Raw genomic sequence first — 23609 nt, 5'->3', positions numbered from 1 at the left:
CTGAAATTAACCTTTGAGCTGATCGAGATCCTCGACATTGATCGTGTCGAGCTTACGGAACAGGGTCACCAGAATCGCGAGACCGATCGCGGCTTCCGCTGCGGCGACGGTCAGCACGAAGAACACGAAGATCTGGCCGTGCACGTCGCCGAGGTAGTGCGAGAACGCGACGAAGTTGGTGTTCACCGCCAGCAGCATCAGTTCGATCGCCATCAGGATGATGATGATGTTGCGGCGGTTCAGGAAGATCCCGACGATCGCGATCGCAAAGAGGATCGCGCCGAGCACGAGGTAATGAGCAAGAGTCAGCATGGTTTTCTTTTCCTCCGCTTAGCCGTTGGTGCTCGAACCGGCTTCGCTCTGCGCCGTTTCCGGCTGCGGCTTTTCCGCTTCCATCTTCACGAGGCGCACGCGGTCGTCGCGGCGCACCTTGACCTGATCCGACACGCGCTGGCGCTTGCTGTCCTTGCCCTTGCGCTCGGTCAGCCCGATCGCGGCGATGATCGCGACCAGCAGCACCAGGCCGGCGATTTCAAACGCGAAGATATAGTCGGTGTAGATCACCTTGCCGATCAGGCGCGTGTTCGACCAGTCGGCCATCGCGCCCGTCGCCATGGCGTGCACCGTGTGCGTGTCGCCGTAGCCGCGCCACAGGATCAGCGCGGTCTCGACCACGATGATCGCGCCGACGACCGTTGCCATCGGCACGAAGCGCTTGAAGTCGCGGCGCAGGTAATCGATGTTGATGTCCAGCATCATCACGACGAACAGGAACAGCACCATCACGGCGCCCACGTACACCAGCACCAGCAGGATCGCGAGGAACTCCGCTTCCAGCAGCATCCAGATCGCGGCGGCGTTGAAGAACGCCAGCACAAGGAAAAGCGCAGACGCCACCGGGTTGCGCGAAGTGATCACCTTCAGCCCTGATACCACCAGGAGCAGCGCGAAGATGTAGAACAGTACGGTCGTGAATTCCATGATTACCGGTTCATCGTTAGGCCATAGTCAGGCGCGGCTTGCGGGACGCTCTCGCGTGCCGCACCCGTCGCGGCGGCTCGGCCCGTTCATGCCGGGCCGGCACTGCAAACACAATCAACGATACGGCGCGTCGGCGGCCTTCGCCGCGGCGATGTCCTTCTCGTAGCGATCGCCCACCGCGAGCAGCATTTCCTTCGTGAAATACAGGTCGCCGCGCTTTTCGCCGTGGTACTCGAGAATCTGCGTCTCGACGATCGAATCGACCGGGCAGCTTTCTTCGCAGAAACCGCAGAAGATGCACTTCGTCAGGTCGATGTCGTAGCGCGTCGTGCGGCGCGTGTTGTCCGCGCGCGTTTCCGATTCGATCGTGATCGCCATTGCCGGGCACACGGCCTCGCAGAGCTTGCACGCGATGCAGCGCTCTTCGCCGTTTTCGTAGCGGCGCAGCGCATGCAGCCCGCGGAAACGCGGCGAGATCGGGGTCTTCTCTTCCGGGAACTGCACGGTGAACTTGCGCCGGAACGTGTAACGACCGGTCAGCGCGAGCCCCTTCAGCAGCTCCGTCAGGAAGAAGGTCTTAAAGAAGTGTTGGATTGCCGTCATGATTTCGTCCGATCTTTACTTCACCCAGATGTTGAGCGGCGACATCATCCAGAAGCCGACCACGACCACCCAGATCACCGTGACGGGCAGGAACACCTTCCAGCCCAGACGCATGATCTGGTCGTAACGGTAGCGCGGGAACGTCGCGCGCACCCAGATGAACACCGACAGCAGCGCGAATACCTTCAGCACCAGCCAGAAGATGCCCGGAATGAACGACAGGAATTCGAACGGTGCATCCCAGCCGCCGAGGAACAGCGTCGCGGCCAGCGCCGAGATCACGATCATGTTGATGTACTCGGCGAGGAAGAACAGCGCGAACGCCATGCCCGAGTAATCGATCATGTGACCGGCAACGATTTCCGACTCCCCTTCCACCACGTCGAACGGGTGACGGTTCGTTTCGGCGATACCCGAGATGAAGTAGACGACGAACGCCGGCAGAAGCGGCAACCAGTTCCACGACAGGAAGTTCACGCCGTGGCCCGCGAAGAAGCCATGCTGCTGCGAGTTGACGATTTCCGACATGTTCAGGCTGCCGGCCGTCATCAGCACGAGCACCAGCGCGAAGCCCATCGAGATTTCGTACGAGACCATCTGCGCCGCGGCGCGCATCGCGCCGAGGAACGCGTACTTCGAGTTCGACGCCCAGCCCGCGAGGATCACCGCGTACACGCCGATCGACGAGATCGCCATCGCGTACAGCAGGCCCGCGTTGATGTTTGCGAGCACGGCCTGGGCCTGGAACGGGATCACGGCCCACACGGCGAACGCCGGCACGACGGTCATGACCGGCGCGATCAGGTACAGCCAGCGGCTGGCGGCGCTCGGCTGAATCACTTCCTTCAGCAGCAGCTTCAGCACGTCGGCGATCGGCTGCAGCAGGCCGCCGGGGCCGACGCGGTTCGGGCCAAGACGCACGTGCATCCAGCCGATCAGCTTGCGTTCCCACAGAATCAGGTACGCGACGCACAGCAGGATGACGACGGCGACGACGAGGATGCGCACGATGGCCCACACCGTCGGCCACGCGATGCCGAGAAGCTGGGCGCCGCCCGCGTTGATCGTATCGAACAAGCTCATTTACGCCTTCTCCACCACCAGTTCACCGGACAGGCTGCCGAGCGCTGCGCCGGCAGGCGTTGCCGCCGACACGCGAACGACCGTCTCCGCAAGATTCGCGTCGCGCACGGCCGGCAACTGCACCGCACGCTCGCCCTGGCGCACGCGCACCGCGTCGCCTTCCTTCAAGCCCAGCTTGTCGAACAGCGCGGCCGGCAGGGCTGCGGCGTTCGCCACCTTCGCGGCGGCCGTCAGGTGCAGCGCACCTGCACGGCGCACGAGTGCGTCGGCATGATAGATCGGCACGTCGGCGAGGCGCTCGAAGCCGCCGTTCGCGGCAACTGCCGCGACGCGAGCCGGCGCGACCGACGCCTGGTTCGACAGACGGCTCGCGACGCCTGCGTCGCCGAGCGCCGCGACGCGCACTTCTTCCGCCGTTTCGTATTCGAAGTTCGGCAGACCGAGCAGGCTGCCGAGCACGCGCAACACCTTCCATGCCGGACGCGTGTCGCCGAGCGGACGCACGACGCCGTTGAAGCTCTGCACCGAGCCTTCCGCGTTCACGTACGTACCGGCCGTTTCCGTGAACGGCGCGATCGGCAGCAGCACGTCGGCGTAATCGAGGCCATGCTTGAACGGCGACATCACGACGACCATTTCGGCCTGGTTCAGCGCGGCAAGCGCCTGCGCCGGATCGGCCGTGTCGAATTCCGGTTCGACGTTCAGCAGCACGTAGCCCTTGCGCGGCTGCGCGAACGCTTCGCGTGCGTTCAGGCCGCCTTCGCCCGGCAGTGCGCCGACGACGTGCGCGCCGACCGTGTTCGCCGCTTCCGTCAGGAAGCCGAACGTGGCGCCGGTATTGTCGGCGATCCACTGCGCGACGGCGTGCAGCTTCGCGAATTGCGGATGACGGACGGCCGCGTTGCCGAGCAGTACCGCGCGGCGCTCGCCGTTCGCGAGCGACTGGGCGACCGCTTGCGCGGCCGGCGATGCGGTGACGCCTGCAAGCATGTCCGGCAGCGCGACGCCGCGCAGTTGCGCGACGGCCGCGGCGACGCCGGCCAGTTCGTCGAGCCATGCCGACGGCGCGGCGACGATGCGCTTCGCGCTCGGGATCAGCGAGTCGTCGGCGGTCGCGTGCAGGAAGTGCAGCTTCGCGCCGTTCTTCGCGGCCTGACGCAGGCGTGCGGCGAACAGCGGGTGATCGCGGCGCAGGAACGAACCGACGACGAACGCGGCATCCACGTTCGACAGGTCGGCGATCGGCATGCCGAGCCACGGTGCGCCCTGGACCGGCGCCGAGAAGTCCTGCTGACGCAGACGGAAGTCGACGTTCGGCGTCTTCAGTTCGTGGGCGAGCTGCTTCACGAGGAACAGCTCCTCAGCGGTGCTGTGCGCGCTCGCGAGCATCGCCAGCGCGTTCGCGCCGTGATCCGCGGCGATACCCTTCAGGCCCTTCGCGACATACTCGAGCGCGGTCTGCCAGTCGGTTTCGATCCACTGGCCGCCCTGCTTCAGCATCGGCTTCGTCAGGCGCTCTTCGCTGTTCAGGCCTTCGTACGAGAAACGATCCTTGTCCGAGATCCAGCATTCGTTGATCGCTTCGTTCTCGAACGGCAGCACGCGCATCACGCGGTTGTTCTTCACCTGCACGACGAGGTTCGCGCCGACGGAATCGTGCGGGCTCACCGACTTGCGACGCGACAGCTCCCACGTACGGGCGCTGTAGCGGAACGGCTTGCTGGTCAGCGCGCCGACCGGGCACAGGTCGATCATGTTGCCCGACAGCTCGGAGTCGACCGTCTTGCCGACGAACGTCGTGATTTCCGAGTGCTCGCCGCGGCCCAGCATGCCGAGTTCCATCACGCCGGCGATTTCCTGGCCGAAGCGGACGCAGCGCGTGCAGTGGATGCAGCGCGACATCTCTTCCATCGAGATCAGCGGGCCCACGTTCTTGTGGAACACCACGCGCTTTTCTTCCGAGTAGCGCGACGACGACTTGCCGTAGCCGACCGCCAGATCCTGCAGCTGGCATTCGCCGCCCTGATCGCAGATCGGGCAGTCGAGCGGGTGGTTGATGAGGAGGAATTCCATCACCGACTGCTGCGCCTTCACGGCCTTGTCGGACTGCGTGCGCACGATCATGCCGGCCGACACGGGCGTCGCGCAGGCAGGTACGGCCTTCGGCATCTTCTCGACTTCGACGAGACACATCCGGCAGTTGGCCGCAACCGACAGTTTCTTGTGATAGCAGAAGTGAGGAATGTACGTATCCGCCTTGTGCGCAGCCTGGATCACCATGCTGCCTTCGGGCACCTCGACCTTCTTGCCGTCTATTTCAAGTTCAACCATGATGGTGAATGGTCCTTAACCTATTTCCGCCCGTTCGCGCCTTCGCCCGACCGTGCGCTCAAATTCCGCAACCGGTGCTTCGCTTCAGGCTGCCGCCGCGTGCGCGTGGCCGCCGACCATGCAGTGCTTGTGCTCGACGTGGTACGCGAATTCGTCCCAGTAATGCTTGAGCATCCCGCGAACCGGCATCGCCGCCGCATCGCCGAGCGCGCAGATCGTGCGGCCCATGATGTTCTCGGCAACCGAATTCAGCAGGTCCAGATCTTCCTGGCGGCCTTCGCCGTGCTCGATACGATTCACGACGCGATACAGCCAGCCGGTGCCCTCACGGCACGGCGTGCACTGGCCGCACGATTCCTCGTAGTAGAAGTACGACAGGCGCAGCAGCGAACGCACCATGCAGCGCGTCTCGTCCATCACGATCACCGCGCCGGAGCCGAGCATCGAGCCCGCCTTCGCGATCGAGTCGTAATCGAGATCGGTCTGCATCATGATGTCGCCCGGGATCACCGGTGCCGACGAACCGCCCGGAATCACGGCCTTGATCTTGCGGCCGCCGCGCATCCCGCCGGCGAGCTCCATCAGCGTCGCGAACGGCGTGCCGAGCGGCACTTCGTAGTTGCCCGGACGCTCGACGTCGCCCGACACGGAGAAGATCTTCGTGCCGCCGTTGTTCGGCTTGCCGATCTCGAGGTAATTCTGCGGCCCGATGGACAGCAGGAACGGCACCGCGGCGAACGTCTCGGTGTTGTTGATCGTGGTCGGCTTGCCGTACACGCCGAAGCTCGCCGGGAACGGCGGCTTGAAGCGCGGCTGGCCCTTCTTGCCTTCGAGCGACTCGAGCAGCGCCGTTTCCTCGCCGCAGATGTACGCGCCGTAACCGTGGTGCGCGTGCAGCTGGAACGAGAATTCCGAGCCCATGATGTTGTCGCCGAGGAAACCCGCGGCACGCGCCTCATCGAGCGCGGCCTCGAAGCGTCGATACACTTCGAAGATTTCGCCGTGGATGTAGTTGTAGCCGACGGTGATGCCCATCGCGTACGCGCCGATGGCCATGCCTTCGATCAGCGCATGCGGGTTCCAGCGCAGGATGTCGCGATCCTTGAACGTGCCGGGCTCGCCTTCGTCCGAGTTGCAGACGAGGTACTTCTGCCCCGGGAACTGGCGCGGCATGAAGCTCCACTTCAGGCCGGTCGGGAAGCCCGCACCGCCACGGCCACGCAGGCCCGACGCCTTCACGTCGGCGATCACCTGCTCCGGCGGAATCTTTTCTTCGAGAATGCGGCGCAGCTGCTTGTAGCCGCCGCGCGCAACGTAATCTTCGAGATGCCAGTTCTCGCCGTTCAGACCAGCGAGGATCAGCGGTTTGATGTGACGGTCGTGGAGGGACGTCATTTCGAAAGCTCCTCAAGCAGCTGGTCGATCTTCTCGCGGCTCATGAAGCTGCACATTCTGTGATTGTTCACCAGCAGCACCGGCGCATCGCCGCACGAGCCCATGCATTCGCCTTCCTTCAGCGTGAACTTGCCGTCGGGCGTGGTCTCGCCGAAGCCGATGCCCAGCTTCTGTTTCAGGTAGTCGGCCGTCGCCTCGGCGCCGCCGTGCGGACCGAGCTGGCACGGGAGGTTCGTGCAGAGCGTGATCTTGTGCTTGCCGACCGGGTTGAGCTCGTACATCGTGTAGAACGTCGCGACTTCCTGCACGGCGACGGCCGGCATGCCGAGATAGTCCGCGACGAACTGCATCAGTTCGGGCGACAGCCAGCCGTGCTCTTCCTGAGCGACGGCCAACGCCGACATCACGGCGGACTGTTTCTGATCGGCGGGATACTTCGTCAACGCTCGATCGATTTCCTTCAGGCCTTCAGCTGAGATCATTTTCAGACACGACTCTTTCAATTCCTACCGAACGAACAACCTGCCGCACTGCAGTGCATGGACGGCAGACCTGGCGCTCACTGTTGACAGCTTGCGAAGCCGCGCCGGTTCAGCGCGCCTCGCGTGTGACTGACTGCTCGCCGCCCGCTCGCGCAGGCGGCGCAACCATTAGCGATCGATTTCGCCGAACACGATGTCCTGCGTACCAATGATCGTGACGGCGTCGGCAATCATGTGACCGCGCGCCATTTCATCGAGCGACGCGAGGTGCGCGAAGCCCGGTGCGCGGATCTTGAGGCGATACGGCTTGTTGGCACCATCGGACACGAGATAGATGCCGAATTCGCCCTTCGGATGCTCGACTGCCGCGTACGCTTCGCCTTCCGGCACGTGAAAACCTTCGGTGAAGAGCTTGAAGTGGTGAATCAAGTCTTCCATGTTGGTCTTCATGCCGACGCGCGACGGCGGCGCAACCTTGTGATTGTCGGTCATCACCGGGCCCTGATTCTTGCGGAGCCACTCAATACACTGTTTCGCGATACGGACCGACTGGCGCATTTCTTCGACGCGCACCAGATAGCGGTCGTAGCAATCGCCGTTCACGCCGACCGGCACGTCGAAATCCATGCGGTCGTACACTTCGTACGGCTGCTTCTTGCGCAAGTCCCAGGCGATACCCGAGCCGCGCAGCATCGGGCCCGTCAGGCCCATCTGCAGCGCACGTTCCGGGCTGACGACGCCGATCCCGACCAGACGCTGCTTCCAGATCCGGTTGTCGGTCAGCAGCGTTTCGTATTCGTCGACGCACTTCGGGAAACGCGTGAAGAAGTCGTCGATGAAGTCGAGCACCGAGCCGCTGCGCGCTTCGTTCATCTTCGCGAGCGCCTTCTCGTTGCGAATCTTCGACGCCTTGTATTGCGGCATTGCGTCAGGCAGGTCGCGATAGACGCCGCCCGGGCGATAGTACGCCGCGTGCATCCGGGCGCCGGACACCGCTTCGTACACGTCCATCAGGTCTTCGCGCTCGCGGAATGCGTACAGGAACACCGCCATCGCGCCGACGTCGAGTGCGTGCGCGCCGATCCACATCAGGTGGTTCAGCACGCGCGTGATCTCGTCGAACAGCACGCGGATGTACTGCGCGCGCTCGGGCACGTCGACGCCGAGCAGACGCTCGATCGCAAGCACGTAGCCGTGCTCGTTGACCATCATCGACACGTAGTCGAGACGGTCCATGTACGGCACGGACTGGATGAAGGTCTTGCTTTCCGCGAGCTTTTCAGTCGCGCGGTGCAGCAGGCCGATGTGCGGATCGGCGCGCTGGATGACTTCGCCGTCGAGCTCGAGCACCAGGCGCAGCACGCCGTGCGCTGCCGGGTGCTGCGGGCCGAAGTTGAGGGTGTAGTTCTTGATTTCTGCCATGACGCCCCCTTAATGTTTCAGACCGCCATAGCGATCCTCGCGGATCACGCGCGGCGTGATTTCGCGCGGCTCGATCGTCACCGGCTGGTAGACGACCCGCTTCTCTTCCGGGTCGTAACGCATTTCGACATAGCCCGACACCGGGAAGTCCTTGCGGAACGGGTGGCCGATGAAGCCGTAGTCGGTGAGGATGCGGCGCAGGTCGGGGTGACCCTCGAACACGAGGCCGTACAGGTCGAACGCTTCGCGCTCGTACCAGTTTGCGGAAGTCCAGATGTCGACGAGCGACGCCACGATCGGCAGATCGTCGTCCGGCGCGAACACGCGCAGGCGCAGGCGCCAGTTGTTCGTGACCGACAGCAGCTGCGACACGGCCGCGAAACGCGGGCCGTCGTAGGCACCGTCGCCGTAGGTCTGGTAGTCGACGCCGCAGAGGTCGATCAGCTGCTCGAAACGGAGCTTCGGATCGTCGCGCAGCGTCTTTGCGACTTCGAGGTAATCGCTCGCCTTCACGACGAGCGTCAGTTCACCGATCGCTTCGGTGAGGCTCACCACGCGCGCGCCGAGCGCGGCTTCGAGGTTTGCCTTGAGGGTCTCGATTTTGCTTGCCATATTGAGGGGACGCTCGGGGGCTTTATTGACGGGCGATGGTATTGGTGCGGCGGATCTTCGCCTGAAGCTGGATCACGCCGTAGACCAGCGCCTCGGCCGTGGGCGGACAGCCCGGCACGTAGACGTCGACCGGCACGATCCGGTCGCAACCGCGGACCACCGAGTACGAGTAATGGTAGTAGCCACCACCGTTCGCGCACGACCCCATCGAGATCACCCAGCGCGGCTCGGCCATCTGGTCGTACACGCGGCGCAGCGCGGGCGCCATCTTGTTGCACAGCGTGCCGGCGACGATCATCACGTCCGATTGACGCGGGCTCGGACGGAACACGACCCCGAACCGGTCCAGGTCATAACGGGCCGCGCCCGCATGCATCATCTCGACGGCGCAACACGCGAGCCCGAACGTCATCGGCCACAGCGAGCCGGTACGCGTCCAGTTGATCAGCTTGTCAGCCGTCGTGGTGACAAACCCTTCCTTCAAGACCCCTTCGATACTCATTTGCTTTCCACTCCAGACGAGCGGCCCAGCGTGGCCGCCCATGCAAACCGGCGATTAACCCATCACTCCCAGTCGAGGCCGCCTTTCTTCCAGATATAGGCAAAGCCCAGCAGGAATTCGAGCAGAAAAATCATCATTGCGATGAAACCCGGCCAGCCGATGTCCCGGAGCGCGACGCCCCACGGAAACAGGAATGCGGTCTCGAGATCGAAGATGATGAACAGGATGGCGACGAGGTAGTACCGGACGTCGAATTTCATCCGGGCGTCTTCAAAGGCTTCGAAGCCGCACTCGTACGGTGCATTCTTCTCGACGTCCGGCTTGTTGGGACCAAGGAGCTTGCCGATGCTGACCAGCGCTATACCTAAACCAGTGCCCACGAGGAGGAACAACAAGACGGGGTAATAGGCTGCGAGGTTCAAGGCAATCCTCTATCGGTTGGTTCTGAGCGTCCGGAGAATACCACTTCCGGCGGAAGGAATCATTTCGGAGTGCAGGCGATCGCAAGACAATCGCAAGCGGACCCCACAAATGAAAAATGCCAGCCACTAGAAGCGGCTGGCATTGAGTAACTTTGGTGCCGACGGCGAGACTCGAACTCGCACAGCTTTCGCCACTACCCCCTCAAGATAGCGTGTCTACCAATTTCACCACGTCGGCACTGCATGCAACTCGGGTTGTACTGCTCGTTTCCCGCGAATCGCTTCAAGAATTAAATTCTAACCCGAGTTCCAGATTTGTTCAACGCACAAACGCAAAAAATTGGGCTTTTTATTTCGGGACATCCTGGCCCGGCGCACTCGCGGCCGAACCCGCGGCAGCGGACGCCGCGACGGCCGGAGCCGACGCCGCGGGCGCCGATGCCGGCGCGGTCGCTGCCGCGCCGAGCACGCCTGCCGACGGCGTCGACTTGTACGAGCCGAGGTACGTCAGCGCGAGCGTCGCGACGAAGAAGATCGTCGCGAGAATGCCCGTCGTGCGCGACAGGAAGTTCGCCGAGCCCGTCGCGCCGAACAGGCTGCCCGACGCGCCGCTGCCGAAGGCGGCGCCCATGTCGGCACCCTTGCCGTGCTGCAGCAGCACGAGCCCGATCACACCGAGTGCAGACAGCACCTGCACGACAATAATCAGCGTCTTGAATAACAGCATCACACCCACCCGATTGGATCAGGCGACCGGACCGACCGGCCGCCGTCATGGTTCAATTCGATCCCGGACCGCTCAACGCGCGGCCCGGCAGATCGCCAGGAAATCTTCCGCCTTCAGCGACGCGCCGCCAATCAGGCCGCCGTCGATGTCCGGCTGCGCGAACAGCTCTTCCGCGTTGTCCGGCTTCACGCTGCCGCCGTACAGCACCGACACGTCCGCCGCCCCCTTCGCCGCGAGACGCGCACGCAGGAACGCATGGACATCCTGCGCCTGCGCCGACGTCGCGCTCTTGCCCGTGCCGATCGCCCAGACCGGCTCGTACGCGACGACGATGCGCGCCGCTTCGTCAACCGTCAGCACGGCCAGCACGGCGTCGAGCTGCGCACCGACCACCTGCTCGGTCGAGCCCGCTTCACGCTCGTCGAGCGTTTCGCCGACGCACACGACGGGCGTGAGGCCTGCCGCGAGCGCGCGCTGCGTCTTCGCAGCGACGGTCTCGTTGCGTTCGCCGTGATACGCGCGACGCTCCGAGTGACCGACGATCGTATAATGCGCGCCGAACTCCGCCACCATCGCGGCCGCGACCTCACCGGTGAACGCGCCCTGCTCGTGCGCGGACACGTCCTGCGCGCCGAACGCGACGCGGCCGCCGGCGAGCTGCGCCTGAACCTGCGCGAGGTACGGGAACGGCACGCACACGCCGACCGACGTTTCGGCCGGCACCGCGCCCGCGCCCTGCACCACTTCGTTCAGCAACGCCTGGTTGCCGGCCAGCCGGCCGTGCATCTTCCAGTTGCCGATCACTCGCTTTGTTCGTTGTTTCGACATCGTGTCTGTCTCGTCATCGACGTGCCGGAAACCGGCCGTCAGGTTGGATCTGGCGAAGCAAACCCGCGATTTTACTGCGCACGGCTTGAACCGGTCAAACCACACATGTCAAGTCCGGCCGCACGGACCGTCAGGCGGTCGTACCCCAATCGAGCACGATCTTGCCGATGTGCTCGCCGCTTTCCATCAGCGCATGCGCCTGAGCGGCGTCGCCGGCCGGCAGCACGCGGTAGATGACGGGCTTGATGCGGCCTTCCGCGAGCAGCGGCCACACGCGCGCCTTCAGCTGCGCGGCGATGCGCGCCTTGAACTCGACCGGACGCGGACGCAGCGTCGAGCCCGTCACCGTCAGCCGGCGGCGCAGGATCTCGTTCAGGTTGACCTCGGCCTTCGCGCCGCCGAGCAGCGCGATCAGCACGAGGCGGCCGCCATCCGCGAGGGCGGACAGTTCGCGCGGCACGTACGCGCCCGCGACCATGTCGAGGATCACGTCGACGCCGCGATCGTGCGTCAGCGACTTGACGACCTCGACGAAGTCCTCGGTCTTGTAGTTGATCGCACGCTCGGCACCGAGTGCCTCGCATGCGCGGCATTTGTCGGCGTTCCCGGCCGTCGCGAACACGCGAAAGCCGAGTGCGTGCGCGATCTGGATCGCCGTCACGCCGATCCCGCTCGAGCCGCCCTGCACGAGCAGGGTTTCCTGCTCGCCGCCCTCGCCCGCACCGAGCAGCGCGCGGTCGAACACGTTGCTCCACACGGTGAAGAACGTTTCGGGCAACGACGCGGCTTCGATGTCGGTCAGCCCGTCGGGCACCGGCAGGCATTGCGGCAGCGGCGCAACCGCATACTCGGCGTAGCCACCGCCCGCGAGCAGCGCGCAGACGCGATCGCCGAGCTTCAGGCCGAACGGGTTCAGCGCGGCATCCGACAGGTCGCCGCCGACGATCTCGCCCGCGACCTCGAGGCCCGGCAGATCCGACGCGCCCGGCGGCGGCGCATACGCGCCCTTGCGCTGGAAGACGTCCGGCCGGTTCACGCCGGAAGCCGCCACCTTGATCAGCACTTCGCCGCGCTTCGGGTCGGGGCGCGGACGCTCCGCGAGCTTCAGCACGTCAGGGGCGCCGAATTCGGTGATTTCGATGGCTTTCATGGTGGTCGCTCCAGGATCGGAATCGGGGACGCGCCCTGATGCGGCACGGGCGCCTCGCCGGCGCTGCTGCGCCGCACAACGATGCTACAGAAAAAACGGCCGGCGCGCTTTCGCACTGCCGGCCGTTCTCACACCTGCCCGCTTACTGCTGCGGCGGCGTATCCGACTGCGACGCCGCCGCTGCTTCATTCAGCAGCGCCTTCGCCGACAGACGCACGCGACCCTTTTCGTCCGTCTGGATGACCTTGACCTTCACTTGCTGGCCTTCCTTCAGGTAGTCGTTGATGTCCTTCACACGCTCGTTGACGATTTCCGAGATGTGCAGCAGGCCGTCCTTGCCCGGCAGCAGGTTCACGATCGCGCCGAAATCGAGCAGCTTCAGAACCGTGCCTTCGTACACCTGGCCGACTTCGATCTCGGCCGTGATGTTCTCGATGCGCTTCTTCGCTTCGGCCATGCCTTCGCTGCTCGTGCTCGCGATCGTCACGACGCCGTCATCCGAGATGTCGATGGTCGTGCCGGTTTCTTCCGTCAGCGCGCGGATCACCGAACCGCCCTTGCCGATCACGTCGCGGATCTTTTCCGGGTTGATCTTGATCGTGATCATGCGCGGCGCGAATTCCGACAGCTGCGTGTTCGCACCCGAGACCGCCGACGTCATCTTGCCGAGGATGTGCATGCGGCCTTCCTTCGCCTGCGCGAGCGCGACCTGCATGATTTCCTTCGTGATGCCCTGGATCTTGATGTCCATCTGCAGCGCCGTCACGCCTTGCTCCGTGCCGGCCACCTTGAAGTCCATGTCGCCGAGGTGATCCTCGTCGCCGAGGATGTCGGTCAGCACCGCGAACTTGTTGCCTTCGAGGATCAGGCCCATCGCGATGCCCGCGACGTGCGCCTTCATCGGCACGCCGGCGTCCATCAGCGCGAGGCAGCCGCCGCACACCGATGCCATCGACGACGAACCGTTCGATTCGGTGATTTCCGACACGACGCGGATCGAGTAGCCGAATTCGTCGGCGCTCGGCAGGCACTTGACCAGTGCACGCTTCGCGAGGCGGCCGTGACCGATTTCGCGGCGCTTCGGCGAGCCGACGCGGCCCGTTTCGCCCGTCGCGAACGGGGGCATGTTGTAGTGGAGCATGAAGCGCTCGCGGTATTCGCCTTCGAGCGCGTCGATGATCTGCTCGTCACCCTTCGTGCCGAGCGTCGCGACGACGAGCGCCTGCGTTTCGCCACGCGTGAACAGCGCCGAACCGTGGGTGCGCGGCAGCACGCCGGTACGGATCTCGATCGGACGCACGGTGCGCGTGTCGCGACCGTCGATGCGCGGCTCGCCGTTCAGGATCTGCGAACGGACGATCTTCGCTTCGATGTCGAACAGGACGTTGCCGACGGTGGCCTTGTCGGCCGCGACCGTGCCGGCCGCCAGCGCGTCTTCCTCGAGCTTCGCCGAGGTCGCCGCGTAGACTTCCTTCAGCTTCGTCGAGCGCGCCTGCTTGTCGCGGAGCTGGTAAGCAGCGAGCAGTTCGTTCTGTGCCAGTTCGGTCACGCGCGCGATCAGCGCTTCGTTCTTCGGCGCCGGCTGCCAGTCCCACTCGGGCTTGCCGCCTTCGCGCACGAGTTCGTGGATCGCGTCGATCGCCGTCTGCATCTGCTCGTGGCCGAACACCACGGCGCCCAGCATCACGTCTTCCGTCAGCTGGTCGGCTTCCGACTCGACCATCAGCACGGCACGCTCCGTACCGGCGACGACGAGGTCGAGGCTCGATGCCTTGATCTGGTCACGCGTCGGGTTCAGCACGTAGGCATTGTCGATGTACGCAACGCGCGCGGCACCGACCGGGCCGTTGAACGGCAGGCCCGACACGGCGAGCGCGGCCGACGCGCCGATCAGCGCGGGGATGTCCGCCGGGATTTCCGGGTTCACGGACAGCACGTGGATCACGACCTGCACTTCGTTGTAGAAGCCTTCCGGGAACAGCGGACGCAGCGGACGGTCGATCAGGCGCGACGTCAGCGTCTCGTGTTCCGACGGACGGCCTTCGCGACGGAAGAAGCCGCCCGGGATCTTGCCGGCCGAGTAGGTCTTTTCGAGGTAGTCGACGGTCAGCGGGAAGAAATCCTGGCCCGGCTTCGCCGACTTCGCGCCGACGACGGTTGCCAGCACGACGGTGTCTTCCACGTCGACGATCACGGCACCGCTCGCCTGGCGGGCGACTTCACCGGTTTCGAGGCGCACCTTGTGCTGGCCCCACTGGAATTCCTTCACGACCTTGTTGAACATGGACATGGTTGCTCCTTTGAACTCATTCATTTCATTCGCCGCCCGGGCCATCCCGCGCGGCGGCGTCCCGACCGAATCACCCGGAGCAAGGTGTGTTTTTTATGCCATTCCAGCGCGGCGCTCGTCGAGCGGCGCGCTGGAATGACACAAATCCCGACCCCGGCATCAGCCGTTCCGGCAGCCCGGCATCCACGTGCCGGACAACCTGCGGTGCGCGTGACGCTACGCACCGCGCAAAAACAAAATGCCTGCATCAGCGGACTGACACAGGCATCTTGCTGGCGGCAATCGCCTCGATTACTTACGCAGACCCAGCTTCTCGATCAGCGCGCGGTAACGGTCGGCATCCTTGCCCTTGAGGTAGTCGAGCAGCTTGCGGCGGCGGCTCACCATGCGCAGCAGGCCGCGGCGGCTGTGGTGGTCCTTCGCGTGGGTCTTGAAGTGACCCGTCAGTTCGACGATACGTGCGGTCAGCAGTGCGACCTGGACTTCGGGCGAACCCGTGTCGTTGGTACCGCGGGCGAACTGAGCAACGACTTCCGACTTCTTGATATCTGCAACAGACATGTGATTTCCTTGGTTTCCTACTTGCTAACTGAACAGGCGGACACGGAAGAAAGGCCGTGCCGTGACTTACAACCGGCGGGCATTGTAGCACAACTGCACGCCGTTCCTACCGCCTCCTGTCACGGGCGCGTCATCGAGCATGTCGACGGCATCTGCGTGCGCTGCGCGGGCACCGCGAGGACCGTCCGGAAGCCGTAGCCCGAGCCCTCGTTGTCGAAGCGCACGCTTGGCGTGCCGGCCTTGTCCATTGCCATCACGTAAAGGGGCTGGATCAACTGGTGATCCTGTGCGCGCATCGTCGACGCGTGGAAGCCGTCGTCGAACGACAGCCCCTCCAGCGCGCGCGCCACCGCGACAGGGTCGGCCGAGCCGGCCCGATTCATCGCCGCCGCGAGCATCTCGATCATCAGGCTCATGCGCCGCACCGGATAGTCGTCCTGGGCCGCCGGGAAACGGGTTCGGAACGCACGATAGAACGCGTCGGACTTCGCGCCGCCCGCGTTCGGATGCCAGTCCGCGACGGCGATCACCCGCCCGACGCCCGCGTCGCCCAGTGCCGCCGGCGCGCCGAGGCTGTTGCCGTAGAACGTGTAGAACTTCGCGTTCAGCCCCTGCTCGCGCGCCGCCTTCACGAGCAGCGTGAGATCGTTGCCCCAGTTGCCGGTCACGACGGCGTCCGCGCCGCTCGCCCGGATCTTCGCGATGTACGGCGAGAAATCCTTGATACGGCCGATCGGATGGAACTCGTCGCCGGCGATCGCGATGTCGGGGCGCCGCTCGGCCAGCGCCTGCCTTGCCAGCGCACTGACGTCGTGGCCGAAGCTGTAGTCCTGGTTCAGCAGGTAGACCTTGCGCAGCGCGCGGTCGCGCGCCATCACGTCCGCCAGCGCGGCCATCCGCAGCCCCGCGTGCGCGTCGAAGCGGAAATGCCAGAAGCTGCAGCGCGCGCCGGTCAGCGCAGGGTCGTCGGCCGAATAGTTGAGGAACAGCATCCGGCTGTCCGGATTGCGTGCGTTCAGCTTGTCGAGCGCCGCGACGAGCGCGGCCGCGACCGCCGAACTGTTGCCCTGCGCGACGAAACCGATGTGCCGGTCCGCCGCCGCGCGCAATTGCACGAGCGCCTCTTCCGGGCTGCCCTTGCTGTCGAGCACGGCGAGTTCGAGCGGATGCGCGCCGTCGCGCAGTTTCACGCCGCCTGCCGCATTGACCCGTTCGACGCCGAAGCGCAGGTTGCGCTCGACCGCCGCGCCCGCATTCGCGAACGGACCCGACATCCCTTCGATCAGCGCGATCCGCACCGGCTCGCCCGCCGCGAACGCGGACGACGCCAGCATCCACCCGGCGCTCAATGCGAGCGCGCACCGTTTCCACAGCTGCATCGGCTACCTGCCCTTCAATCTGCCCGAGAAGCGCGGATCATAGGCCGCGGGCGCGCCTGGCCGCAAGCGCGGCACGACACCGAACCCCGACGGCACACCGCCGGCGATCCGCACCGATTTTTTCGGCACGATACGCCGGCGCGCGCCGTCCGTGATACAACTGAACGGTCAGTGAGTTCTGGAGAATCCCATGCGCATTCGCATTCCCGCGCGCCTGCCGGTGCTGGCCGCCTGCGCGGCGGCACTGCTCGCCGGCTGCGCGCAACCGTGGCAGCAATACCAGGCCGGCCAGGACGAGTCGGCGATCGTCGCGCGCATGGGCCCGCCGCGCGAGATCTACGACCTGCCCGGCGGCGGCAAGCGCCTGATGTGGCCGACCCAGCCGATGGGCGAGATCACCGTCGCGGCCGACGTCGACGCGGCCCACCGGATCGTCAACGTACGCCAGGTGCTGCAGCCGAGCGAGTTCTATCGCGCGGAAATCGGCAAGTGGACCAAGACCGACGTGCTCGTCAATTTCGGCCGCCCGGTCGAGACGTCCTACTTCCCGCTGATGAAACGCGAGGTGTGGACCTATCGCTATCTCGAGGACAACGTCTGGTACATGATGTACAGCTTCTACTTCGACCCGCAGGGCATCCTGCGCACCACGCAGAAAACGCCGGACCCGCTGCACGATCCCGACCGCCGCAACCTGTTCTGAGTGGATCGATTGCGCCTTGACGCACAATTTTCGCAATGGCCATTCACGAATCACTGCGTGAATGGCCATTTCATTTTTTCCGTCATATTGATTAATTTCGATTTCGACGCGGCAATCCTTTCCGATTGAAGACGCTCCGGAGGCTATTACGCCGAGACCCATGCCACGCGGCCGTCTGCAGGAAACAGGCAGATACGATGCATGTCATGCGTTGCATTGGTGCATTCGATGCACCTCGCCAGATCCAGTTGAAACAATTTGTATCAGTGGCACCGGCCGTTAGGGCATACCCCTAATATCAGTCGAAATTGAACCTTTCAATTTAGAAAGTATCTTATTGCCCCACTTCGTCCGGTATCCGTTTGCCTTTATCAGAAAGGAGTCCTCATGAATCGCCCCAAGAGCATGCTGGTTGCCAACATCGCCTGGGCCCGCGAAACGCGCGAACACACACCCGGCTTCTTCGACGCGCTCGCGCGCGGCCAGAACCCGCGCGTGCTGTGGATCGGCTGCGCCGACAGCCGCGTGCCGGCCGAAACCATCACGCACTGCGTGCCCGGCGAGCTGTTCGTCCATCGCAACATCGCGAACCTGTTCCATCCCGACGACGACAATTCCGCGAGCGTGCTCGAGTATGCCGTGCGCGTGCTCGAAGTCGACCACGTGATCGTGTGCGGCCACTACGGGTGCGGTGGCGTGCGCGCGTCGCTGCTGCCGCCGCCCGCCGACCTGCCGCATGTCGCGCGCCGCATCGCGCCGCTCTGCGCGCTCGCGCGGCGCCACCGCGACACGCTCGACGGGCTCGACGAAACGGCCGCCGCCGACCGCCTGGCCGAGCTGAACGTGCTCGAACAGGTACGGCTGCTGCGGGCGTCGCCGATCGTGCATGGCCGGCAGCGGCCGCCGCTCGTGCACGGCTGGATCTTTTCGCTCGCCGACGGCCGCCTGAAGGAACTCGACTCCGGCTACACGGCGCCGCCGGCCGAAGCCGAACCGGAGCGTGCCGCCACGGCCGCCGCACTCGCCTGACCCTCGCCCTCCCCTACGCCAATGAAATAGCCAACCATGAAACTGAATGAGCGCCTGTCCACCCTGCCGCGCGATATCGTCGCCGGCATCGTCGTTTTCCTCGTCGCGCTGCCGCTGTGTCTCGGCATCGCCAATGCGTCCGGCGTCGAGCCGTTCGCCGGGCTCGTGTCCGGCATCGTCGGCGGCATCGTCGTCGCGCTGCTGAGCGGCTCGTCGCTGTCGGTCAGCGGGCCGGCCGCCGGCCTGGTCGTGATCGTCGTCGAAGGGATCGCGCAACTCGGCAGCTTCTCCGCGTTCCTGCTCGCGGTGCTGCTGTCCGGCGTGCTGCAGTTCGGCTTCGGCATGCTGCGCGCCGGCCGCTTCGCCGCCTACGTGCCGTCGCCCGTCATCAAGGGCATGCTCGCGGCGATCGGCCTGCTGCTGATCGTGAAGCAGATTCCGTTCGCATTCGGCATCGGCGGCGCGGCGGCGCAATCGTTTGCATCATGGCCGGGCCTGCCGACCGCATGGGCCGCGACGGCCATCGCGCTCGTCTCGCTCGCGCTGCTGCTCGCCTGGGACGCGCCGGCGCTCAAGCGCTTCGCCTGGGTGCGCTCGATACCCGCGCCGCTCGCGGTCGTCGTGTTCGGCATCGGTGCAACGCTGGTGCTCGGCGCGCTCGTGCCGTCGGTCGCGCCGGGCGCCGCGCATCGCGTCACGCTGCCCGAGCTCGGGTCGTTCGCGGCCTTCGCCGCGTCGCTCAAGCATGCCGAGCTCGGCCCGAACTTCGCGCAGCTCGTCAATCCGGACGTGTGGCGCGTCGCGATCACGCTCGCGGTCGTCGCGAGCCTCGAGACGCTGCTGAGCCTGGAGGCGGTCGAGCAGATCGATCCGAAACGCCGGCCGACCCAGCCGGACCGCGAGCTGAAGGCGCAGGGCGTCGGCAATCTCGTCGCGGGCGCGGTCGGCGGGCTGCCGATCACGTCGGTGATCGTGCGCAGCTCGGTCAACGTGAACGCGGGTGCGCAAAGCCGGATGTCGGCGATCGTGCACGGGATCCTGCTGCTCGCCAGCGTGTTCGCGCTCACCGGACTGATCAACCTGATCCCGCTCGCGAGCCTCGCGGCGATCCTGATCCACACCGGCTTCAAGCTCGCGAAACCGGCCCTGTTCCGCTCGGTGCTGAAGCAGGGTCCGGCCGCGTTCGTGCCGTTCGCCGCGACCATCGCGGGCGTGCTGGCGGTCGACCTGCTGTTCGGCATCGCGATCGGCCTCGCGTGCAGCGTGCTGGCGGTCGCGGTGGCGAACCTGAAGAGCCCCGTCACGCTCGCGCAGCACGACGATCACTTCCTGCTGTCGTTCCGCAAGGACGTGTCGTTTCTCGGCAAGGTGCAGGTCAAGCATCACCTGCGGCACATTCCGGACCGTGCGGCCGTGATCATCGACGCGACGCGCGCCGACTACATCGATCACGACGTGCTCGAACTGCTCGATGGGTTCGTCGCCGATGCGCCGCGGCGCGGGATCACGGTCGAATTCCGCCGTCGCAGCCCGGCGCCCCGCCCGGCCGCGCGCCGCTGGATGTTCCGCGCGCCTGCCGCCGAATGAGCGGCGCATGAAAAAACGCCCCGGGCGGCACAAGGCCGCACGGGGCGTGTCGAACGCTCGACGCGCAGCGCTTACGCGCGCTGCGGGTTGAGCTTGTCGTCCTTCGAGTGCAGCTTGTTCAGCGCGGCAATGTACGCCTTCGCGGACGCCGCGACGATGTCCGGATCGGTGCCGACGCCGTTCACGATCCGCCCGCTCCTCGACAGCCGGACCGTCACTTCGCCTTGCGCCTGCGTGCCGGTCGTGATCGCGTTCACCGAGTACAGCAGCAGCTCGGAACCGCTGCCGACTTCGCTTTCGATCGCATTCAGCGTCGCGTCGACGGGGCCGTTGCCCCGCGCCTCGCCGGTCACTTCCTTGCCCTCGACCGCGAACACGACCTTGGCCTGCGGCTGCTCGCCCGTTTCCGAGTGCTGCGACAGCGACACGAACTTGAAGTGCTCCTGCTCGTGCGCGAACGCCGACTCCTCGGAGACGATCGCGATGATGTCTTCGTCGAAGATGTCGGCCTTGCGGTCGGCGAGGTCCTTGAAGCGCATGAACGCGGCGTTCAGTTCGGCTTCGCTGTCGAGCGACACGCCGAGCTCCTGCAGGCGCTGCTTGAACGCATTGCGGCCCGACAGCTTGCCGAGCACGATCTTGTTCGCGGTCCAGCCCACGTCTTCCGCGCGCATGATCTCGTACGTATCGCGCGCCTTGAGCACGCCGTCCTGGTGGATGCCCGACGCGTGCGCGAATGCGTTCGCGCCGACCACGGCCTTGTTCGGCTGCACGACGAAACCGGTGATCTGCGACACGAGCTTCGACGTCGGCACGATCTGCGTGGTGTCGATGCCGACGTCGAGGCCGAAGTAGTCCTTGCGGGTCTTCACGGCCATCACGATTTCCTCGAGCGACGTGTTGCCCGCGCGCTCGCCGAGACCGTTGATCGTGCACTCGACCTGCCGCGCACCGCCGATCTTCACGCCCGCGAGCGAGTTCGCCACCGCCATCCCGAGGTCGTTGTGGCAATGCACGGAGAAGATCGCCTTGTCCGAGTTCGGAATGCGTTCGCGCAGCGTCTTCACGAGGTTGCCGTAGAGTTCCGGCACGCCGTAGCCGACCGTGTCGGCGATGTTGATCGTGGTCGCCCCTTCGGCGATCACGGCTTCCAGCACGCGGCACAGGAAGTCGAGATCCGAACGGCTGCCGTCTTCCGGCGAGAATTCGACGTTGTCGGTGAACTGGCGTGCGAAGCGCACCGCGAGGCGCGCCTGCTCGAACACCTGGTCCGGCGTCATCCGCAGCTTCTTCTCCATGTGCAGCGGCGACGTCGCGATGAACGTGTGGATCCGCGCGCTGTTGGCCGGCTTCAGCGCGTCGGCGGCGCGCTGGATGTCCTTGTCGTTGGCGCGCGCCAGCGAACAGATCGTGCTGTCCTTCACGAGACCGGCGATCGTGTGGATCGCGTCGAAGTCGCCGTTCGAGCTGGCCGCGAAGCCGGCTTCGATCACGTCGACCTTCATCCGCTCGAGATGCTTCGCGATGCGGATTTTCTCTTCCTTCGTCATCGACGCGCCGGGCGATTGTTCACCGTCACGCAACGTCGTATCGAAAATGATCAGCTTGTCTGTCATGGGGGGCTCCAGGGCTCTTTATACGGAAATCAAACGTAATGAGATCGCGCCACCGCTGGCGACGCTCAACAACAGACGAGGCTTGACGGAGGGCGAGAACGGTCAGCGCGGCAGGCGCGCCAAAGCTAGCGCGCGTAGCGGCGCACCGGCTAGAAGGAGGGAGAGGCGGGAAAATGCAGTCATGCCGAAGACTATAGCGGCATTCCGCTGGGTGCGCAATCGGACGGCACCCGGGATGCCGGGGCCGCGCGATGCTAAAAGGGGCAAATGGAAACGGCGGCCCGGAATCACATCCGAGGCCGCCGTTTCCGGGCAGGTTGCGCTTCAGTGATCGCGCTGCGACGAGCGTGCGGGATTCGACCGTCCCCGGACGGCCATGTAGGCCCAGAACACATAGCCCGACAGCCCGTACAGGACGAACAGGCAGAACAGCATCAGCGGCGGATCCGACGACACGAGCACGAACGCGACGACGACCAGCAGGATCGCCGCGAACGGCACGCGGTGCCGCACGTCGAGCGCCTTGCCGCTGTAGAACGGCGCGTTCGACACCATTGTCACGCCCGCGTAGATCGTCAGCGCGAACGCGACCCACGGCAGCCAGCCGAGCTTCATCGGCACGCGGTTGTCGGTCGCGAGCCAGACGAAGCCGGCAATCAGCGCGGCGGCGGCCGGGCTCGGCAGCCCCTGGAAGAAGCGCTTGTCGACGACGCCGATGTTCGTGTTGAAGCGCGCGAGGCGCAGCGCGGCGCCCGAGCAGTAGACGAACGCGGCAAGCCAGCCCCAGCGGCCGAGATCCTTCAGCACCCACTCGTACATCACGAGCGCGGGCGCAACGCCGAACGACACCATGTCCGACAGGCTGTCGAACTGTTCGCCGAACGCGCTTTGCGTATGCGTCATCCGCGCGACGCGCCCGTCCATCCCGTCGAGCACCATCGCGACGAAGATCGCGATCGCGGCGATCTCGAAGCGCACGTTCATCGCCTGCACGACCGCGAAGAACCCGCAGAACAGCGCGGCGGTCGTGAACGCGTTCGGCAGCAGGTAGATGCCGCGCGTCTTCAGGAAGCGCTGGCGCGCGGCGCGGCGGCTCTCGATGGGCGCCGGATCGGGCGCCATCCCCTTGTTGCGGCGGAACGGGCGCGGCGTCTGGCTGGAGCCGTTGCGCGGCCGGCGCGGTTTGAATGCGGCCATCGTGCGTTCCGCCGCTTACTGTTCGAGCTCGGCGAGGATCGTCGACGACGCGTAGACCTTCTCGCCGATCGACACCTTCGCGCGGCTGCCGAGCGGCAGGTACACGTCGACGCGCGAACCGAAGCGGATGAAACCGTAGCGCTGGCCGCGCGACAGCGGCTCGCCGGCGCGCACGTAGCAGAGGATCCGGCGGGCGACGAGACCGGCGATCTGCACGGCGGTGACGGTCTTGCCGCTCGCCGTCTGGATCACGACCGCATTGCGCTCGTTCTCGGTCGACGCCTTGTCGATCGCCGCGTTCAGGAACGCGCCCGGGAAGTACTCGACCTTGGAGATCGCACCGTCGACCGGCGAACGCTGCGAATGGACGTTGAAGACATTCATGAACACGCTGATCTTCAGCGCTTCGCGGTTCGCGTACGGATCCTGCGTGGTCTCGACCGCGACGATGCGGCCGTCCGCCGGACACAGCACCGCGTTCGGCTGCGCCGGGATGGGGCGCTGCGGATCGCGGAAGAACTGGACGACGAAGACGAGCAGCAGCCAGAACGGCCACGCGAAGCCGAAGCCCCCGACGGCGTGGATCAACAACGCGACGACGGCTGCAATCGCGATGAACGGCCAGCCTTCGCGCGCGATGATCGGATGAGGATAGTTCATGGATTCGTTCTGTGTTCGGTGAATTGCAAAGCCCGTAGGATAGCAAAAG

At 65.3% G+C, this 23609-nt stretch carries 23 protein-coding genes and 1 tRNA gene; 3 read left to right on the top strand and 21 right to left on the bottom strand.

Annotation, left to right across the window (positions count from 1 at the left end; genetic code table 11):
* Positions 1-6: 6 nt before the first annotated feature.
* The 18 genes from nuoK to DIE21_RS13400 all read right to left on the bottom strand — a co-directional run bounded on the left by nuoK (position 7) and on the right by DIE21_RS13400 (position 16768).
* Entirely contained in the window at positions 7-312 is a 306-nt protein-coding gene (gene nuoK, locus DIE21_RS13490) for an NADH-quinone oxidoreductase subunit NuoK (protein ID WP_004185739.1), read from the bottom strand.
* Between the two features lie 18 nt (positions 313-330).
* A complete protein-coding gene (locus tag DIE21_RS13485; protein WP_014896509.1) occupies positions 331-981 on the bottom strand; it encodes an NADH-quinone oxidoreductase subunit J in 651 nt (216 codons plus the stop codon).
* A gap of 114 nt (positions 982-1095) precedes the next feature.
* Positions 1096-1584 carry an NADH-quinone oxidoreductase subunit NuoI gene (gene nuoI, locus DIE21_RS13480; RefSeq protein WP_011885529.1) on the bottom strand — a complete coding sequence of 163 codons (489 nt, stop codon included), beginning with the start codon at positions 1582-1584 and terminating at the stop codon, positions 1096-1098.
* A 15-nt stretch (positions 1585-1599) separates the two neighbouring features.
* Positions 1600-2667, bottom strand: a complete 1068-nt coding sequence (gene nuoH, locus DIE21_RS13475) for an NADH-quinone oxidoreductase subunit NuoH (protein WP_124498168.1) — start codon at positions 2665-2667, stop codon at positions 1600-1602.
* The gene (gene nuoG, locus DIE21_RS13470; protein WP_124498167.1) at positions 2668-4998 is read right to left on the bottom strand and encodes an NADH-quinone oxidoreductase subunit NuoG; all 2331 of its coding nucleotides are present in this window, start codon (positions 4996-4998) and stop codon (positions 2668-2670) included.
* Positions 4999-5082: 84 nt separating this feature from the next.
* Complete coding sequence (gene nuoF, locus DIE21_RS13465; RefSeq protein WP_006756904.1) at positions 5083-6393, bottom strand: NADH-quinone oxidoreductase subunit NuoF; 1311 nt, start codon at positions 6391-6393, stop codon at positions 5083-5085.
* On the bottom strand, positions 6390-6875 hold the full coding sequence (gene nuoE / locus DIE21_RS13460; RefSeq protein ID WP_006756903.1) for an NADH-quinone oxidoreductase subunit NuoE: 486 nt from the start codon (positions 6873-6875) through the stop codon (positions 6390-6392). The genes nuoF and nuoE overlap by 4 nt, the downstream gene beginning before the upstream one ends.
* Before the next feature lie 168 nt (positions 6876-7043).
* Positions 7044-8297 carry an NADH-quinone oxidoreductase subunit D gene (locus DIE21_RS13455; protein ID WP_124498166.1) on the bottom strand — a complete coding sequence of 418 codons (1254 nt, stop codon included), beginning with the start codon at positions 8295-8297 and terminating at the stop codon, positions 7044-7046.
* Positions 8298-8306: 9 nt separating this feature from the next.
* On the bottom strand, positions 8307-8909 hold the full coding sequence (locus DIE21_RS13450) for an NADH-quinone oxidoreductase subunit C (protein WP_124498165.1): 603 nt from the start codon (positions 8907-8909) through the stop codon (positions 8307-8309).
* Between the two features lie 22 nt (positions 8910-8931).
* On the bottom strand, positions 8932-9411 hold the full coding sequence (locus DIE21_RS13445) for an NADH-quinone oxidoreductase subunit B family protein (protein ID WP_006398799.1): 480 nt from the start codon (positions 9409-9411) through the stop codon (positions 8932-8934).
* 62 nt (positions 9412-9473) lie between these two features.
* Complete coding sequence (locus tag DIE21_RS13440; RefSeq protein ID WP_006398798.1) at positions 9474-9833, bottom strand: NADH-quinone oxidoreductase subunit A; 360 nt, start codon at positions 9831-9833, stop codon at positions 9474-9476.
* A 153-nt stretch (positions 9834-9986) separates the two neighbouring features.
* Positions 9987-10071, bottom strand: a tRNA-Leu gene (locus DIE21_RS13435).
* A 111-nt stretch (positions 10072-10182) separates the two neighbouring features.
* The gene (secG, locus tag DIE21_RS13430; RefSeq protein WP_047898610.1) at positions 10183-10560 is read right to left on the bottom strand and encodes a preprotein translocase subunit SecG; all 378 of its coding nucleotides are present in this window, start codon (positions 10558-10560) and stop codon (positions 10183-10185) included.
* 72 nt (positions 10561-10632) lie between these two features.
* On the bottom strand, positions 10633-11388 hold the full coding sequence (gene tpiA / locus DIE21_RS13425) for a triose-phosphate isomerase (protein ID WP_124498164.1): 756 nt from the start codon (positions 11386-11388) through the stop codon (positions 10633-10635).
* A 130-nt stretch (positions 11389-11518) separates the two neighbouring features.
* Complete coding sequence (locus DIE21_RS13420) at positions 11519-12538, bottom strand: NAD(P)H-quinone oxidoreductase (protein WP_124498163.1); 1020 nt, start codon at positions 12536-12538, stop codon at positions 11519-11521.
* 142 nt (positions 12539-12680) lie between these two features.
* The gene (pnp, locus tag DIE21_RS13415) at positions 12681-14828 is read right to left on the bottom strand and encodes a polyribonucleotide nucleotidyltransferase (protein WP_124498162.1); all 2148 of its coding nucleotides are present in this window, start codon (positions 14826-14828) and stop codon (positions 12681-12683) included.
* 291 nt (positions 14829-15119) lie between these two features.
* Positions 15120-15389 carry a 30S ribosomal protein S15 gene (gene rpsO / locus DIE21_RS13405; RefSeq protein WP_006398792.1) on the bottom strand — a complete coding sequence of 90 codons (270 nt, stop codon included), beginning with the start codon at positions 15387-15389 and terminating at the stop codon, positions 15120-15122.
* A gap of 119 nt (positions 15390-15508) precedes the next feature.
* Entirely contained in the window at positions 15509-16768 is a 1260-nt protein-coding gene (locus DIE21_RS13400; protein ID WP_124498161.1) for a branched-chain amino acid ABC transporter substrate-binding protein, read from the bottom strand.
* A gap of 190 nt (positions 16769-16958) precedes the next feature.
* Here DIE21_RS13400 and DIE21_RS13395 point away from each other — a divergent pair, with 190 nt between their 5' ends.
* The 3 genes from DIE21_RS13395 (at position 16959) to DIE21_RS13385 (ending at position 20087) form a co-directional block, all read left to right on the top strand.
* Positions 16959-17471 carry a hypothetical protein gene (locus tag DIE21_RS13395; protein ID WP_027784990.1) on the top strand — a complete coding sequence of 171 codons (513 nt, stop codon included), beginning with the start codon at positions 16959-16961 and terminating at the stop codon, positions 17469-17471.
* A 387-nt stretch (positions 17472-17858) separates the two neighbouring features.
* A complete protein-coding gene (locus DIE21_RS13390) occupies positions 17859-18500 on the top strand; it encodes a carbonic anhydrase (RefSeq protein ID WP_124498160.1) in 642 nt (213 codons plus the stop codon).
* Between the two features lie 36 nt (positions 18501-18536).
* On the top strand, positions 18537-20087 hold the full coding sequence (locus tag DIE21_RS13385) for a SulP family inorganic anion transporter (protein WP_124498159.1): 1551 nt from the start codon (positions 18537-18539) through the stop codon (positions 20085-20087).
* Between the two features lie 71 nt (positions 20088-20158).
* On the opposite strand, the gene DIE21_RS13380 is transcribed toward DIE21_RS13385, so the two are convergent.
* The 3 genes from DIE21_RS13380 to DIE21_RS13365 form a co-directional block, all read right to left on the bottom strand.
* Complete coding sequence (locus DIE21_RS13380; protein WP_124498158.1) at positions 20159-21703, bottom strand: 2-isopropylmalate synthase; 1545 nt, start codon at positions 21701-21703, stop codon at positions 20159-20161.
* A 324-nt stretch (positions 21704-22027) separates the two neighbouring features.
* Positions 22028-22900, bottom strand: a complete 873-nt coding sequence (pssA, locus tag DIE21_RS13370) for a CDP-diacylglycerol--serine O-phosphatidyltransferase (RefSeq protein ID WP_124498157.1) — start codon at positions 22898-22900, stop codon at positions 22028-22030.
* Between the two features lie 15 nt (positions 22901-22915).
* On the bottom strand, positions 22916-23560 hold the full coding sequence (locus DIE21_RS13365; protein ID WP_089440671.1) for a phosphatidylserine decarboxylase: 645 nt from the start codon (positions 23558-23560) through the stop codon (positions 22916-22918).
* Positions 23561-23609: the final 49 nt, after the last annotated feature.

The sequence above is a fragment of the Burkholderia sp. Bp9140 genome, assembly GCF_003853425.1.
Lineage (GTDB): Bacteria > Pseudomonadota > Gammaproteobacteria > Burkholderiales > Burkholderiaceae > Burkholderia.
Note: the sequence above shows the minus strand (reverse complement) of the source record. Positions and strands in the feature narration are given on the sequence as shown.

Bases quoted from the DNA above. Each gene is read 5' to 3' on its own strand.
- nuoK (WP_004185739.1), bottom strand. From the start codon at position 312: ATGCTGACTCTTGCTCATTACCTCGTGCTCGGCGCGATCCTCTTTGCG.
- DIE21_RS13485 (WP_014896509.1), bottom strand. From the start codon at position 981: ATGGAATTCACGACCGTACTGTTCTACATCTTCGCGCTGCTCCTGGTG.
- nuoI (WP_011885529.1), bottom strand. From the start codon at position 1,584: ATGACGGCAATCCAACACTTCTTTAAGACCTTCTTCCTGACGGAGCTG.
- nuoH (WP_124498168.1), bottom strand. From the start codon at position 2,667: ATGAGCTTGTTCGATACGATCAACGCGGGCGGCGCCCAGCTTCTCGGC.
- nuoG (WP_124498167.1), bottom strand. From the start codon at position 4,998: ATGGTTGAACTTGAAATAGACGGCAAGAAGGTCGAGGTGCCCGAAGGC.
- nuoF (WP_006756904.1), bottom strand. From the start codon at position 6,393: ATGACGTCCCTCCACGACCGTCACATCAAACCGCTGATCCTCGCTGGT.
- nuoE (WP_006756903.1), bottom strand. From the start codon at position 6,875: ATGATCTCAGCTGAAGGCCTGAAGGAAATCGATCGAGCGTTGACGAAG.
- DIE21_RS13455 (WP_124498166.1), bottom strand. From the start codon at position 8,297: ATGGCAGAAATCAAGAACTACACCCTCAACTTCGGCCCGCAGCACCCG.
- DIE21_RS13450 (WP_124498165.1), bottom strand. From the start codon at position 8,909: ATGGCAAGCAAAATCGAGACCCTCAAGGCAAACCTCGAAGCCGCGCTC.
- DIE21_RS13445 (WP_006398799.1), bottom strand. From the start codon at position 9,411: ATGAGTATCGAAGGGGTCTTGAAGGAAGGGTTTGTCACCACGACGGCT.
- secG (WP_047898610.1), bottom strand. From the start codon at position 10,560: ATGCTGTTATTCAAGACGCTGATTATTGTCGTGCAGGTGCTGTCTGCA.
- tpiA (WP_124498164.1), bottom strand. From the start codon at position 11,388: ATGTCGAAACAACGAACAAAGCGAGTGATCGGCAACTGGAAGATGCAC.
- DIE21_RS13420 (WP_124498163.1), bottom strand. From the start codon at position 12,538: ATGAAAGCCATCGAAATCACCGAATTCGGCGCCCCTGACGTGCTGAAG.
- pnp (WP_124498162.1), bottom strand. From the start codon at position 14,828: ATGTCCATGTTCAACAAGGTCGTGAAGGAATTCCAGTGGGGCCAGCAC.
- rpsO (WP_006398792.1), bottom strand. From the start codon at position 15,389: ATGTCTGTTGCAGATATCAAGAAGTCGGAAGTCGTTGCTCAGTTCGCC.
- DIE21_RS13400 (WP_124498161.1), bottom strand. From the start codon at position 16,768: ATGCAGCTGTGGAAACGGTGCGCGCTCGCATTGAGCGCCGGGTGGATG.
- DIE21_RS13395 (WP_027784990.1), top strand. From the start codon at position 16,959: ATGCGCATTCGCATTCCCGCGCGCCTGCCGGTGCTGGCCGCCTGCGCG.
- DIE21_RS13390 (WP_124498160.1), top strand. From the start codon at position 17,859: ATGAATCGCCCCAAGAGCATGCTGGTTGCCAACATCGCCTGGGCCCGC.
- DIE21_RS13385 (WP_124498159.1), top strand. From the start codon at position 18,537: ATGAAACTGAATGAGCGCCTGTCCACCCTGCCGCGCGATATCGTCGCC.
- DIE21_RS13380 (WP_124498158.1), bottom strand. From the start codon at position 21,703: ATGACAGACAAGCTGATCATTTTCGATACGACGTTGCGTGACGGTGAA.
- pssA (WP_124498157.1), bottom strand. From the start codon at position 22,900: ATGGCCGCATTCAAACCGCGCCGGCCGCGCAACGGCTCCAGCCAGACG.
- DIE21_RS13365 (WP_089440671.1), bottom strand. From the start codon at position 23,560: ATGAACTATCCTCATCCGATCATCGCGCGCGAAGGCTGGCCGTTCATC.